The 13,381-nt window shown below is 70.0% G+C and carries 14 protein-coding genes; 12 read left to right on the top strand and 2 right to left on the bottom strand.

Features of this window, described 5'->3' with window-relative positions:
* The first annotated feature begins 79 nt into the window (after positions 1-79).
* The 10 genes from ACX27O_RS17345 (at position 80) to ACX27O_RS17390 (ending at position 9,169) form a co-directional block, all read left to right on the top strand.
* The gene (locus tag ACX27O_RS17345; protein WP_458939758.1) at positions 80-1,135 is read left to right on the top strand and encodes an ABC transporter ATP-binding protein; all 1,056 of its coding nucleotides are present in this window, start codon (positions 80-82) and stop codon (positions 1,133-1,135) included.
* The gene (locus tag ACX27O_RS17350) at positions 1,132-2,250 is read left to right on the top strand and encodes an ABC transporter ATP-binding protein (RefSeq protein ID WP_458939735.1); all 1,119 of its coding nucleotides are present in this window, start codon (positions 1,132-1,134) and stop codon (positions 2,248-2,250) included. The genes ACX27O_RS17345 and ACX27O_RS17350 overlap by 4 nt, the downstream gene beginning before the upstream one ends.
* Entirely contained in the window at positions 2,247-3,254 is a 1,008-nt protein-coding gene (locus tag ACX27O_RS17355; RefSeq protein ID WP_210866485.1) for an ABC transporter permease, read from the top strand. Before ACX27O_RS17350 ends, ACX27O_RS17355 begins: the two co-directional genes overlap by 4 nt.
* A 10-nt stretch (positions 3,255-3,264) precedes the next feature.
* Positions 3,265-4,251: an ABC transporter permease gene (locus ACX27O_RS17360; RefSeq protein ID WP_030337522.1), complete on the top strand. Its 987-nt coding sequence runs from the start codon at positions 3,265-3,267 to the stop codon at positions 4,249-4,251.
* Positions 4,252-4,397: 146 nt separating this feature from the next.
* The gene (locus ACX27O_RS17365; RefSeq protein ID WP_030337523.1) at positions 4,398-6,140 is read left to right on the top strand and encodes an ABC transporter substrate-binding protein; all 1,743 of its coding nucleotides are present in this window, start codon (positions 4,398-4,400) and stop codon (positions 6,138-6,140) included.
* A 157-nt stretch (positions 6,141-6,297) separates the two neighbouring features.
* Positions 6,298-7,167, top strand: coding sequence for an AraC family transcriptional regulator (locus ACX27O_RS17370; protein ID WP_030337525.1), 870 nt, complete (start codon positions 6,298-6,300; stop codon positions 7,165-7,167).
* Between the two features lie 104 nt (positions 7,168-7,271).
* Positions 7,272-7,589: an ArsR/SmtB family transcription factor gene (locus tag ACX27O_RS17375; RefSeq protein ID WP_030337527.1), complete on the top strand. Its 318-nt coding sequence runs from the start codon at positions 7,272-7,274 to the stop codon at positions 7,587-7,589.
* Positions 7,586-8,110: an SRPBCC domain-containing protein gene (locus ACX27O_RS17380; RefSeq protein ID WP_210858863.1), complete on the top strand. Its 525-nt coding sequence runs from the start codon at positions 7,586-7,588 to the stop codon at positions 8,108-8,110. Before ACX27O_RS17375 ends, ACX27O_RS17380 begins: the two co-directional genes overlap by 4 nt.
* Entirely contained in the window at positions 8,110-8,490 is a 381-nt protein-coding gene (locus tag ACX27O_RS17385; RefSeq protein WP_030337533.1) for a VOC family protein, read from the top strand. The genes ACX27O_RS17380 and ACX27O_RS17385 overlap by 1 nt, the downstream gene beginning before the upstream one ends.
* Positions 8,491-8,797: 307 nt before the next feature.
* Positions 8,798-9,169, top strand: coding sequence for a DUF805 domain-containing protein (locus ACX27O_RS17390; protein WP_030337534.1), 372 nt, complete (start codon positions 8,798-8,800; stop codon positions 9,167-9,169).
* Between the two features lie 136 nt (positions 9,170-9,305).
* Here ACX27O_RS17390 and ACX27O_RS17395 read toward each other — a convergent pair whose 3' ends face one another.
* On the bottom strand, positions 9,306-10,208 hold the full coding sequence (locus ACX27O_RS17395) for an NADP-dependent oxidoreductase (RefSeq protein WP_210866486.1): 903 nt from the start codon (positions 10,206-10,208) through the stop codon (positions 9,306-9,308).
* Between the two features lie 107 nt (positions 10,209-10,315).
* On the opposite strand from ACX27O_RS17395, the gene ACX27O_RS17400 reads away from it, so the two are divergent.
* Positions 10,316-10,714 carry a winged helix-turn-helix transcriptional regulator gene (locus ACX27O_RS17400; protein ID WP_210866487.1) on the top strand — a complete coding sequence of 133 codons (399 nt, stop codon included), beginning with the start codon at positions 10,316-10,318 and terminating at the stop codon, positions 10,712-10,714.
* A 96-nt stretch (positions 10,715-10,810) separates the two neighbouring features.
* The gene (locus ACX27O_RS17405; protein ID WP_245233763.1) at positions 10,811-11,194 is read left to right on the top strand and encodes a nuclear transport factor 2 family protein; all 384 of its coding nucleotides are present in this window, start codon (positions 10,811-10,813) and stop codon (positions 11,192-11,194) included.
* Between the two features lie 10 nt (positions 11,195-11,204).
* Here the strand turns inward: ACX27O_RS17405 and ACX27O_RS17410 are convergent, their stop codons facing one another.
* Positions 11,205-13,349, bottom strand: coding sequence for a S9 family peptidase (locus ACX27O_RS17410; RefSeq protein WP_030337539.1), 2,145 nt, complete (start codon positions 13,347-13,349; stop codon positions 11,205-11,207).
* Positions 13,350-13,381: the final 32 nt, after the last annotated feature.

A 13,381-nucleotide genomic window follows, 5' to 3' on the forward strand; every position in this document is an offset into this window, starting at 1 on the left:
GTTCCCTTCGTCACTGAGGGAGGTGGCCGTGGACAGCTCGGAACCGTTGCCGTCCGGCGAACCGGACGACCGTCCCGCCGTGCCGGCACAACGCTCCGACCAGGACGCCTACCTGCGGGTGGATGACCTTCGGGTCCGGTTCGACACCTCGGACGGCGTGGTGCGCGCCGTCGACGGGGTGTCGTTCTCCGTCGACCGGGGTCGCACCCTCGGCATCGTTGGTGAGTCCGGCTCCGGCAAGAGCGTCACCTCGCTGGCCATCCTCGGCCTGCACGACCCGAAACGGACCACCATCACCGGGGAGATCTCCGTGGGCGGCCGGCAGGTGGTCGGTCTCGCCGACGAGGAGGTACGCCGGCTGCGCGGCCGGGACATGGCGATGATCTTTCAGGATCCGCTGTCGGCGCTGCACCCGTACTACACGGTGGGCCGGCAGATCGCCGAGGCGTACCGGGTGCACCACCTGAAGGCCAACCGGCGGGAGGCCCGCCAGCGGGCTGTCGACATGTTGGACCGGGTGGGCATCCCGCAGCCGGCGCGTCGCTTCGACCAGTACCCGCACGAGTTCTCCGGCGGCATGCGACAGCGGGCGATGATCGCGATGTCCCTGGTCAACGACCCGGCGCTGCTGATCGCCGACGAGCCGACCACGGCGCTGGACGTGACAGTGCAGGCGCAGATCCTGGACCTGCTCGCCGACCTGCAGGCCGAGTTCCACTCCGCGATCATCCTGATCACCCACGACCTCGGCGTGGTCGGCCAGGTCGCCGACGACGTGCTGGTCATGTACGGCGGGCGGGCCGTCGAGCGGGGCAGCGTCGAGCAGGTGCTCCGCTCGCCGCAGCACCCGTACACCTGGGGGTTGCTCTCCAGCGTGCCGTCGCTGCACGGCGACGCGGACGCGGACCTGGTGCCCATCCCCGGCAACCCGCCCAGCCTGATCAACCTGCCGCAGGGCTGCGCGTTCCACCCACGCTGCCGGTACGCCGACCGGGCCGGCAGTCGCTCCCGCACCGACGTGCCGGAGCTGCGCCCGGCCGGCGCGGCCGGTCACCTGGTCGCCTGCCACCTCGGCGAAGAGGAGCGTGCCACGTTCTACGCCGAGGACATCGCATCCGTGGGGGTGGCCCGATGACCGACGAACCACTGCTGCGGGTCCGCGGCCTGACCAAGCACTTCCCGGTACGGCAGGGGCTGCGCGCCACCGGCCTGGTGCGGGCGGTGGACGGGCTCGACTTCGACGTGCGCCCGGGCGAGACGCTCGGCCTGGTGGGGGAGTCGGGCTGCGGCAAGACCACCACCGGTCGGATGCTGGTGCGGCTGCTGGAGCCGACCAGCGGCAGCATCGAGTTCGCCGGCCGGGACATCACGCACGCCGGCCGCCGGGAGTTGCGTCCGCTGCGACAGGAACTCCAGATCATCTTCCAGGACCCGTACGCGTCGCTGAACCCCCGGCACACCGTCGGCCGGATCGTGGCGATGCCGTTGCAGGTCAACGGGATCAAGCCGCCGGGCGGGATCAAGGCGCGGGTGCAGGAGTTGCTGGAGCTGGTCGGGTTGAACCCGGAGCACTACAACAGGTACCCGCACGAGTTCTCCGGCGGCCAGCGCCAGCGCATCGGCATCGCCCGCGCGCTGGCCCTGCGGCCCAAGCTGATCGTCGCCGACGAGCCGGTCTCCGCGCTGGACGTGTCGATCCAGGCGCAGGTCGTCAACCTGCTGCGTGACCTGCAACGGGAACTCGGCCTGGCGTTCGTCTTCATCGCGCACGACCTGGCGGTGATCAGGCACTTCTGCCAGCGGGTCGCGGTGATGTACCTGGGCCGGATCGTGGAGATCGGCGACCGGGAGGACATCTACGAGCGCCCGCAGCACCCGTACACCCGGGCTCTGCTCTCGGCGATCCCGGACGTCACCCAGCTCGGCCCGGCGGGCCGGATCCGGCTGACCGGTGACGTGCCCACCCCGCTCGACCCGCCGTCGGGCTGCCGGTTCCGCACCCGGTGCTGGAAGGCGCAGGACATCTGCGCCACCGAGGAGCCCGCGCTGGTCCCGCGCGACGGCGGCCGGCAGGCCACCGCGTGTCACTTCCCCGAAGGGGAATCAGCCGGCACGAGCCCCGAAGGGGAATCAGCCGGCACGAGCCCCGAAGGGGAATCAGCCGGCACGAGCCCCGAAGGGGAAACGGCCGGCACCACCCCCGAACCAGCCGGGTCGATCACCCAGGTCGACGAGGAGGTGTCGTCGTGAGTCTCTCCCCGGTGGAGGGTGTGGCGCTGGCCGAGATCGAGTCCGACCCGGACGCGAGCACGACCGCCGCCAGGGGTGTCGTCGGCCGCTCACCCGGGCAGCTCGCCTGGCTGCGGCTGCGCGGTGACCGGACGGCAGTGGTCAGCGGCGTACTCCTGGTGTTCTTCATGGTGTTGGGGTTGGCCGCGCCGCTGATCGAGATGGTCTACGGGGTCGGGCCGCGGGAGCAGTTCCAGAATCTGCTGGACGGCAACGGCATGCCGCTGGGGTACGCCGGCGGTGTCACCGGTGACCACTGGTTCGGGCTGGAACCGGGGCTGGGACGGGACATCTTCGTCCGGCTGATCTACGGGTTGCGCACGTCGCTGTTCATCGCGCTCGCCGCCGCGCTGATCACCGCGACGATCGGCGTCACGCTCGGCACGCTCGCCGGCTATCTCGGTGGCTGGCTCGACGCGGTGGTCAACTGGATCACCGACCTGACCCTGGCGATGCCCTTCCTGATCATCGCGCTGGCCCTCACCCCCGCCATCACGCTGCGCTTCTACGGCGAGCGGGGGCAGGTGTCGTCCGCGTTCGGGGTGGGTGTGCTGATCGCCGTCTTCGCCATTTTCGGCTGGACCAGCACCGCGCGGTTGGTCCGTGGGCAGGTCATCGCGCTGCGGGAGCGGGAGTTCGTGGAGGCGGCCAAGGCCAGTGGCGCCGGGTTGGGGCACATGCTCTTCCGGCAGCTGCTGCCGAACATCTGGGCGCCGATCCTGGTCTCGTTCTCGCTGGCGGTGCCGCAGTTCATCACCAGCGAGGCGGCGCTGTCGTTCATCGGCGTCGGGCTCAGTGATGAGACGCCGAGCTTCGGCCGAATGATCTACGACAGTCTGGACTACCTCCAGACCGACCCGGCGTACGTGTTCTTCCCGGGCGTCATGATCTTCGCCCTGGTGTTCGCCTTCAACCTCTTCGGCGACGCGTTGCGGGACGCGCTCGACCCGAAGTCGTCCCGGTAGGGGGTACCCCATGGCGCGGTTTCTGCTCAAGCGGCTCTTCTCGGCCACGCTGACCCTGTTCGCGGTGAGCGTGTTGACCTTCCTGATGTTCTTCGCCCTGCCGCGTGACCCGGTGAGCAGCATCTGCTCGAAGAACTGCAACCCGGAGCGGTTGGAACGGGTCCGCGACGACCTGGGCCTCAACGACCCGCTGATCAGCCAGTACGCCGGTTACATGAAGGGCATCGTGACCGGCCGGGACCTGGGCAGCGCCCAGGGTGGTCGGTGCGACGCGCCCTGCCTGGGCTGGTCGTACGTCACCAACGAGGCCGTTTCGGACACCATCGCCCGGGTGCTGCCGGTGACGCTGAGCATCGTGATCCCGGCGGCGATCCTGTGGTTGCTGCTCGGTGTCGGTCTTGGCATGATCTCCGCGTTGCGTCGGGGCACCTGGCTGGACCGGGCCGCCATCGGCTTCTCGTTGACCGGCGCGTCGTTGCAGCTGTACTTCGTGGGCGCGGTGCTGCTGATGGTCTTCGTCTACAACCTGCGGCTGCTGCCGGTGCCCAGCTACACGTCGGTGTTCGAGAACCCGGCGAAATGGGCCAGTGGGTTGGCGCTCGCCTGGGTGTCGCTGGCGTTCCTGTTCTCGGCCATCTACGCCCGGCTGTCCCGGGCGCAGATGTTGGAGACGCTGTCGGAGGACTTCGTCCGGACCGCGCGGGCCAAGGGCCTGGCCAAACCCACCGTGTACGGGCGGCACGCGTTGCGCGCGGCGATCACTCCGGTGGTGACGATCGCCGGGTTGGACGTGGGCGGGGCGCTGGGCGGGACGGTGATCACCGAGACGACGTTCGGCATCCAGGGGTTGGGGCGTACGGCGGTGGACGCGGTGCGCTCGGGCGATCTGCCCACCATCATGGCCACCGTGCTGATCGCGGCCGTCTTCGTCGTCCTGGCGAACGTGTTGGTGGATCTGCTCTACGCGGTGATCGACCCCCGGGTCCGGCTGCGCTGACCCCACGGTGCCCGCCACGCCGACGGATGGCGAAATTTATCGACAACTGTTACACAACTCGTAGGTTTTCTTCCTTACGATCCTCGGGACGTCGGCGGTTCTCGCCCCGACGAAACCGCACGGCACATGGCTGAAGGAGGTACTTCATGCGACCACGCGTGGCGGTTGCCGCAGGCGGCGCGATTGCTCTGGTTGTGGCACTGGGTGCGTGCTCGAAGAACACGGGCGAGGGCACGACGGTGGACACCGACCGGAAGCAGACCGGGGTCATCGCGACCGACCCCAAGGACTCGCAGGGGCCGGCGGCCGAGGTGAGCGGCGCCGCGAAGGGCGGCACCTTCACCGTCATCCGGGAATCGCCGATCTCCCACCTCGACCCGCAACGGACGTACTCGTTCGCCGGTCTCATGGCCAACCCGCTCTGGTCCCGCTACCTGACCACCTGGAAGGACGACGGCAAGGGTGGCCTGGTCCTGGTGGGTGACCTGGCCGAGACCCCGGGCAAGAACGTCAACAACGACTGCAAGGTCTGGGAATTCACCATCAAGGACGGGGTGAAGTTCGAGGACGGCCGGCCGATCACCGCCAAGGAGATCGCGTACGGCATCGCCCGGTCCTTCGACCCCGACCTCGCCGGCGGCCCCACCTACATCCAGGAGTGGCTGGCCGACACCGCGCAGTTCGACACCAAGTGGGACTTCAAGAAGAACAAGACGTCGCTGCCGCCCGGCCTCTCCACGCCGGACGCCAAGACGCTGCGCTTCGAGTTCGCCAAGCCCCGCTGCGACCTGCCGTTCGCCGCCTCGCTGCCGACCACCGCGCCGCTGCCCGCCGACAAGGACACCGGCATCAACGTGGACAAGCAGCCGTTCTCGTCCGGCCCGTACCGGGTCGCCGAGAACCAGGTGGGCGTCCAGCTCACCCTGGAGCGCAACCCGAACTGGGACGCCAACACCGACCCGGTGCGCCACCAGTACCCGGACCGGTTCGTCTGGACCTTCGGGCCGACCGCGGACGCCGCCAACAACCGGGTGATCGCCGACAACGGCGCTGACCAGAGCGCACTGGCGTTCAACACCGTGCCCGCCTCGCTGGTCGCCAAGGTGGCCGGAGACGCCGCGCTCAAGTCCCGGACGATCCTCTCGCCGACCCCGAGCGCCAACCAGTTGGTCATCAACAACCAACGGGTCACCGACCTCAAGGTCCGGCAGGCGCTCAACTACGCCATCGACCGCGAAGGCATGATCAAGGTGCTCGGCGGCCAGAACGTCGCCGCACCGCTGACCACGCTGATGCCGTCGTCGACCATCGGCTACAAGGCGTACGAGGCGTACCCGGCCGGGCCCAACGGCAACGTCGACAAGGCCAAGGAGCTGCTCGGCGGCAAGACGCCGGAGCTGGTCCTCGGCGTCGCCGACAACTCCACCGAGCAGCAGCAGGGCGCCCAGCTCAAGGCCAACCTGGAGCGGGCCGGCTTCAAGATCACGCTGCGGAACATCTCCGACGACGCCAAGCTCGACGAGATCAAGAAGAAGAACAACCCCTGGGACCTGTACATCGGTAACTGGGCTGCCGACTGGCCGAGCGGGGCGTCGATCCTGCCGGTGCTCTATGACGGCCGCACCATCAAGGCCGAGGGCAACAGCAACCAGTCCTTCTTCAACGACCCGGCCGTCAACGCCGAGATGGACCGCATCCTGGCGCTCGCCCCGGCCGACCAGGGCCCGGAGTGGGCCAAGCTCGACGAGCGGATCATGAAGGAGCACGCGCCGGTGGTGCCGCTCTACGTGGACGTGGCGTACAACGTGCACGGGTCCAAGGCCGGCGGAGTCTTCATCTCCAGCGTCTTCGGCTACCCGTCGTTCGTGAACGCGCACGTCAAGCCGTAAGGCGCAGCGCAGAAGTTCAGGGGTCCCCTTCCGACAACGCCGTCGGGAGGGGACCCCTGTCGTCGTCCGGGAAGCCGCGCCCCCGATCGGATCGGACCGCTACGGTCGGGTGCGGGGCAGGGTCCTTCGGTCAGGCTTGACGTCGAAAGGAGGCCTCGTGATCGCGGCACTCAACAGGCTTGTCGACCTGCTCGAAGAGCACCTTGCCGAGGAGTTCGACGTCAACGCGGTGGCCAGGACGCTCGGCACCACCGAGTACCACCTGCGTCGGATGTTCTCCTCGTTGGCCGGCATGCCGCTGTCCGAGTACGTGCGCCGACGCCGCATGACCGTCGCCGCCGCCGACGTCGTTCGGGGCGAGGACGATCTGCTGGGCATCGCCGTCCGGCACGGATACGGCTCGACCGAGGCGTTCGGGCGGGCGTTCCGGGCGGTCCACGGTGCCAGCCCCGGTGACGTACGCCGCGATGGAGGCCCCCTTCGCACACAACCGCAGCTCAGGTTCCGCCTGACCGTCGAAGGGAGCACCCCCATGGACACCCGCATCGCCGACCGCCCCGCGTTCCGGCTCGTCGGACACGCCGCCCGGGTACCACTCATCCACCAGGGCATCAACCCGCACATCCAGCAGCACATCGCCGGGCTGGCACCGCAGGAGCATGTCCGGCTCAAGGCGCTCAGCGACACCGAGCCCGCCGGGCTGCTGCAGGTCAGCGACGACGTCGACGCCGAGGCCACCGAGGGCACCGAACTGACGTACCTGCACGGGGTCGCGGTGTCCCGGGACACCCCGGTCCCCGACGACCTGGACGCCATCGAGGTGCCGGCCGGCCAGTGGGCGGTCTTCCGCACCGCCGGACCCCATCCGCAGGCCCTGCAGGACACCTGGGCCGCGACCGCGACCGAGTGGTTCCCGTCCAACCCGTGGCGGCTGCGGCCGGGCCCATCGATGGTTGCCATCCTCGAACGCGCTGCCGACTTCAGCACCGCGACCTGCGAACTGTGGCTGCCCATCGAGCCGGCGTGACGTGAGACCCAGGGCCAGACCGGCGTGAGTCGGCTGCAACCTGCGCCATGAGAGGGCTGAATGTAACCTTGTGGATACGTACCCATCCGGTTACGTTAGCTGCCATGGACGCCGTGTTGCACGCGCTGGCAGACGAGAGCCGGCGCACGGTTCTCGATATTCTCCGCGACCGCCCGGCGAGTGCGGGAGAGCTGGCCGAGGCCCTCCCGATCGCTCGTCCGGGCGTCTCCCGGCATCTCCGCGTACTGCGGGAAGCCGGGCTGGTCGACGTACGGCAGGACGCGCAGCGCCGGATCTACACCCTCCGCCCGGAGGCGCTCGTCGAGGTCGACGAGTGGCTGGGGGAGTACCGCCGGCTCTGGGAGAACCGGCTCGGCGCTCTTCAGACCGAGATCGCACGAGGAAAGAAGGCGCGACGATGACCACGATCGCGACGATGCGGACGCTCGATGAAAACCGCGGAGCAGTCCGGGTCGAGACCCTTTACGACACGGGCATCGACGACCTCTGGGAGGCGTGTACGACGCCCGAGCGGCTGGCCCGCTGGATCGCCCGGGTCGACGGCGACATGCGGGTCGGCGGCACCATCCAGGCCGTCTTCACGAGCAGTTGGACCGGTCCCGCGCGCATCGAGTTGTGCGATGCGCCTCACCACCTGCTGCTGACGACGAAGCCGGGTGCGGACGACGAGGGGCAGATCGAGGCGTGGCTGACCGAGGAGGGCTCCAGGACTCGGCTGGTGGTCGAGGAGCGCGGCCTGCCGACGGGGCACCTCCCGTCCCACGCCTCTGGTTGGCGGGTCCACCTCGAGGATCTCGGTCGGTCGCTGGAGGTCGACGGACCGGTCCATCCGGAGGGCTGGAGCTCCGATTCCCGAGCGCCCGGCTGGACGGAGCGCTGGGAAGAACTCACGCCGACATACCAAAAGATAGGGATCGGTTGATGTCGAACCTGATCAGGCTCAGCCTGACGACGGTAAATGCTCCCGACGCCATCGCGCTCGCGCGGTTCTACGCAGAGATCACCGGCGGGGTCGCGAAGGGTGACGAGTGCTGGGCGCTGGTGGAAGGGCCGAACGGTGACATCGGCTTCCAGCAGGTCGACGACTACCGGCCCCCCACCTGGCCGGATGGCGAGGTGGGGATGCAGATGCACCTCGAGTTCTTCGTCGACGACCTGGAAGCGACCGGAGCGCGTGTGCTGGCAGCCGGTGCCACCCGATTCGAGCATCAGCCCAACGCGGACCACTGCTTCGTGTACGCAGACCCGGCCGGGCACCCGTTCTGCCTGTCGATGTGGGGGGCACCGAGAGTCGGCGACTGACTCAGCTCGTTCGGGCATCGGTCTTCAGGCGCGGGCCACAGCGGCTTCGAACCCGCACCCGCAGCCTGCTCATCGAAGCCACGAATCAGGTCCTCGTGCCAATGTGATTGTGAGGCGACGCAGTGGCCTGTTGAGGGGAATCTGTGTACTTCGGTGCGGGCGCTCCCGGTGATGCTGGCTGCGCCTCTCGGAGTGTGGGCGTTGCGGCTACTGCTCCTCGGCTGCCCGGCCGTTGACCCCAGGATATCGATCTGCTTGGCTGCCTTCGCGATGACCTTGAGAACCCCTCAAACAACGGGAGATAGTCATGTCCTTCGGTGCCGCGATCAAGTCGGTCCTCAGCCAGTACGTCGGCTTCTCGGGTCGGGCCCGCCGATCTGAGTACTGGTGGTTCACCCTGTTCACATTCCTTGTCAGCATTGCCGCCGCCATCCTGGACAGCGCGCTGGGATTGACCTTCGAGGGCTCGTCGACCGGCTTCATCGGTCTTGTCGCCTCCCTGGCGCTGCTGCTGCCGGCGCTGGCGGTCGCGGTGCGGCGCCTGCACGACACCGACCGGACGGGGTGGTGGTTGCTGATCGGCGTGGTGCCGCTCGTGGGCGCCATCGTCCTGATCGTGTTCTTCGTATCGGACAGCACCCCCGGAGCGAACCGCTTTGGCCCCAGTCCCAAGGGCTGACCGCTGTCCGCGCCCAGCATCGCGTGAACATCCCGAACGCGCACGTCAGGCGGTAGCTTGACCGCGGGCAGGGGAGGGTCCCTTCTCGACATTCTTGGCGGGAGGGGACCCTTCCGTCTGGCGGCGGCGCGGCGGATCAGGGGACGAGCACCACTCCGCCGCGCACGCCGCCCTGGGCCACCCGCTCGTGGGCGGTCGCCGCGTCGGCGAAGTGGTGCACGTGAGCGACCCGGAGCGGGAGGTCGCCGATGGCGACGAGTTTGACCAACTCGCCCAGCCGGGATCCGTCCGGTTGCACCTCCAGCGCGGAGGTCCGGATCCCCCGCACCGGCTCCGGGCGCAGCGGGGGTGACGCGGCCACGTAGCCGCCGCCGTCCCGGACGAGGTCCAGCAGCGAGGGGCCGATCACCGCCAGGTCGATGACCGCGTCGTACGTCCCGGTCGGGTCGTCGGCGCGCGACAGGAACGCCGCGCCCAGCGACTCGACGAACTCTCTGTCGTCGGCCCCGGCGAGTCCCGTGGCGTGCAGACCGGTCGCCCGGGCCAGCGCCAGCACGAACCCGCCAACCTGCCCGGCGGCGCCGGTGACGAGCACCGTCGACCCCGCGGGGAGCGCGAGCAGGTCGAGGGCCTGGGCGGCGGCGAGGCCATTGGTCGGCAGCGTCGCCGCCTCGGTGGCGGGGACACCGGTGGGCGCGGAGGTCAGCCAGGCGGCGTCGAGGACCACGTACTCCGCGTGGGTGCCGACGGTGGTCTGTAGCCACGGCGAGAAGCCGATGACCTCGTCGCCGATGGTGAACTCCTCGACCGACGGGCCGACCGCGTCGACGCTGCCGGCGACGTCCCAGCCGGGGGTGTAGGGCAGGCCGGTCGGCAGCGGGGCCGGGAACCGACCGGAGCGGATCATCAGATCGACCGGATGTATCACCGACGCCGCGACCCGTACCCGCACCTGCCCCGGCCCGGGCTCGGGCATCGGCACGTCGACCACCTGCAGGACCTCCGGCCCTCCGAACTGTGCATAACTGACCGCGCGCATCGCCGTCTCCTTCGTGGCTTTTTTTCTGATCACCACGACCGTACGAATCACAGGCACTGTCAGTAAGTAGGTACCGTAAAGTGCCTAGGGCACCCGAGGGGGAATCGATGGCGACGACATCCGCGGCGCAACGCCGCGAGCAGGCCAAACGCGACTACGACGCGTTCCTGGAGGGTTGCCCTACCCGTGAGCTGCTGAGCAGGCTCACCGACAAATGGGTCGCCCTGGTGATTCCGGCGCTCGCCGGCGGCCCGCTGCGGCACGGCGAACTCGCCCGCCGCATCGCCGGTGTCAGCCAGAAGATGCTCACCCAGACCCTGCGCACGCTGGAGCGCGACGGCCTGGTCACCCGTACGGTCACCCTCTCGGTGCCGGTCCGCGTCGACTACGCGCTCACCCCGCTCGGCCATGAGCTGTTCCCGGTCATGGTCGCGATCAAGAACTGGGCGGAGACACACATGGACCGCGTCTTCGAAGCCCGGACCCAGTTCGACGCCCGCCCCTGAAGGCACCGCGGACCGTCCTGACGTATCGCTCGCCGGCTTGCCTGCGCCCGCCGAGGGCGCGCCGTCGTGTCGTGGGTGGCGGCTAGGGTCCGCGCCGTGGATGACACCTCGACGGCCCGGCGGGCCGCCCACGCCTACGTTGATCTCTTGGAGCGCCGCGACTGGTCTGGGTTGGCGGCTCTGCTCACCGACGATGTGGTCTACGAGATGCCGCAGACCCGGGAGCGGATTCGCGGCAAGGACGCGTTCGTGCGGTTCAACACCGAGTATCCCGGAGACTGGCACCTCCGGCCACGACGGGTGATCGTCGATGGCCGCCTCGCTGCCCTGTGGCTCGACGTCCGCGTCGGCGTGGAGCAGCAGGACGCGTGCGTCTGGCTGGAGCTGTCCGAGCACTGGTTGATCAGCAAGATCATCGACTACTGGCCCGAGCCGTACGACCCGCCGCCGGGCCGGGAACACCTCGTGGAGCGTTGGTGATCGCGGCCCTTTACAGCAGGTGGGTGCGGAGGAAATCCAGCTCCAGGGGGAGTAGCCGCTCGGCGGTGCCATTGGAGGCCATGTGGGTGGCCCCGGTCAACGGCAGCACGGCGTGCGGCCGGCCGGCGCTCAGCAGGGCCGCGGAGAGCCGCAGCGTGTGCGCTGCCACCACGTTGTCGTCCGCCATGCCGTGCACCAGCAGCAACGGGCGGGCCTGGTCCGGGCCGGTGACCGGCTCGCCGGCCAACTCGACCAGCGAGTGGTGCGCGTAGATGTCCATGCCGTCTTCCGGCAACCCCAGATAACGCTCGGTGTACGCGGTGTCGTACAGCGCCCAGTCGGTCACCGGCGCACCCGCGATCCCGCACCGGAACAGCTCCGGGTGGCGCAGCACCGCCAACCCGGCCAGCCACCCGCCGAACGACCAACCGCGCACCCCCACCCGACCCAGGTCCAGATCCGGGTGCTTGCCGGCGAGCGCGGTCAGCGCGTCGATCTGGTCGGTCAGGATCACGTCGGCGACCCGCCGGTGGATCGCCTTCTCGAACGACGGGGCGACGCCCGGCGTACCCCGGTTGTCGATGGTGACCACCGCGAACCCGGCGTCGGCCCACCACTGCCGTTCCAACCACGCGGCCCGCGCCGCCACGACCTCCTGGTGCCCCGGGCCGCCGTAGATGTCCAGCAGCACCGGCAGCCGTCGGCCCGTCACGTGGTTGTCCGGGTAGAGCACCGCCGCCGGCAGCCGTCGATCAGTCACCCGTTCCAGCAGCGGCAGTGGGGAGTACGGCGGGGTGGCGGCGAACGACTGCAGTTCGGCGATCTCCTCGTTGCCGCGGCGGACCGTCCAGCGCACCCCGGCGTGGTCCAGTGACGCGACGCCGACGGCCAGCACGTCCCCGCCCACCGCTGCGGTGTACCAGCCGGAGTCGGTGGTGAGCCGGCGCGCGTCCACCCCACCGCCGATGGTGGTGCGGACCCGGAACAGGTGCCGTTCGCTCGGCTCGCCGTCGCTCGCCTCCACCAGCAGGTCGGCCGGGCCGGCGGCGGCCGGCAGCCGACCCACCACCCGCCGCACGTACAGCGACGGCGGGGTCAGCAGGGTGCCGTCCGCGAACAGGCACCGGGCGTCGTACCCGTCGTGGGCCAGCTCCCCACCGACCAGCACCCGGCCGTCGGGCAGGTGGGCGGGGGTGCCGGCGATCGGTTCGACCCAGCGCGGGTCGGCCAGTTCGGCGTGCACCTGCGTCTCACCCGTTCGTGGGTCCACGGCCAGCACCAGCCCGTGCTGCTGCGAGCGGCGCAGCACGGTGATCAACGGGCTGCCCTCGCCCCAGCTGACCCCGGTCAGGTACGGGTAGGTCTCCCGGTCCCAGTGCACGTCGACCCAGCCGTCGTCCAGGTCCAGCAGGTGCAGGCTGACCTCCGCGTTCGGCCCACCGGCCCGGGGGTACGCCACCGCCGTCGGCGGGCTCGCCGGCTGCGCCGGGTCGTGCAGGTGCCACCGCTCCAGGCGGGACTCGTCGACCCGGGCGGCGAGCACCATCCGGCCGTCCGGCGCCCACCAGTACCCCCGGTACCGGCCGAACTCCTCCGCCGCGATGTGCTCGGCCAACCCCCAGCTCACCCCGGCGTCCTCGCCGGCCAGCAGGGTGTCGGTGCCGTCGCTGTCGATCACCCGCAGCTCACCCCGACGCACACCGTCGGCGGCGTCCGTCACGTACGCCAGGCGTTGCCCGCTCGGGTCCGGACGGGGGTCCAGCACCGGGCCGACGGCCGCCACCTCCACCACGTCGCCGTGCACCAGGTCGGCCCGGAACAGCCGCCCGGCCAGCGCGAACACCGCAACCCGGCCGGCCGCGTCCAACGCGTACGAGCCGATGCCGGCGGCGCTGAGCCGCAGACGCTCGCGCAGCGCCCGTTCGCCGGGGGAGAGGGACCGAACGTCCCCGCCCTCGCCCAGCAGGGTCGCCGGATCGGCGACCAGCCGCTCCTCGCCGGTGCTGACGTCCAGCAGCCAGAGCGCGTCCGCCGGATCCTCGGGGCCGGCGGAGCGCAGGAAGATCACCCGGGAGCCGTCCTCAGCCACCGAGACAGCGCGTGGCGCGCCGTGGCTGAACCGGCGGGTGCGGGCGGCCAGCTCCGGAAAGTCCACACGCCAAATCGTAGAGCCGCAGCGGAGGTGAT

It is taken from the genome of Micromonospora sp. SD19 (assembly GCF_054462275.1).

Coding starts and splice junctions, on each gene's coding strand:
- ACX27O_RS17350 (WP_458939735.1), top strand. CDS start 1,132: ATGACCGACGAACCACTGCTGCGGGTCCGCGGCCTGACCAAGCACTTC.
- ACX27O_RS17360 (WP_030337522.1), top strand. CDS start 3,265: ATGGCGCGGTTTCTGCTCAAGCGGCTCTTCTCGGCCACGCTGACCCTG.
- ACX27O_RS17365 (WP_030337523.1), top strand. CDS start 4,398: ATGCGACCACGCGTGGCGGTTGCCGCAGGCGGCGCGATTGCTCTGGTT.
- ACX27O_RS17375 (WP_030337527.1), top strand. CDS start 7,272: ATGGACGCCGTGTTGCACGCGCTGGCAGACGAGAGCCGGCGCACGGTT.
- ACX27O_RS17380 (WP_210858863.1), top strand. CDS start 7,586: ATGACCACGATCGCGACGATGCGGACGCTCGATGAAAACCGCGGAGCA.
- ACX27O_RS17385 (WP_030337533.1), top strand. CDS start 8,110: ATGTCGAACCTGATCAGGCTCAGCCTGACGACGGTAAATGCTCCCGAC.
- ACX27O_RS17390 (WP_030337534.1), top strand. CDS start 8,798: ATGTCCTTCGGTGCCGCGATCAAGTCGGTCCTCAGCCAGTACGTCGGC.
- ACX27O_RS17395 (WP_210866486.1), bottom strand. CDS start 10,208: ATGCGCGCGGTCAGTTATGCACAGTTCGGAGGGCCGGAGGTCCTGCAG.
- ACX27O_RS17400 (WP_210866487.1), top strand. CDS start 10,316: ATGGCGACGACATCCGCGGCGCAACGCCGCGAGCAGGCCAAACGCGAC.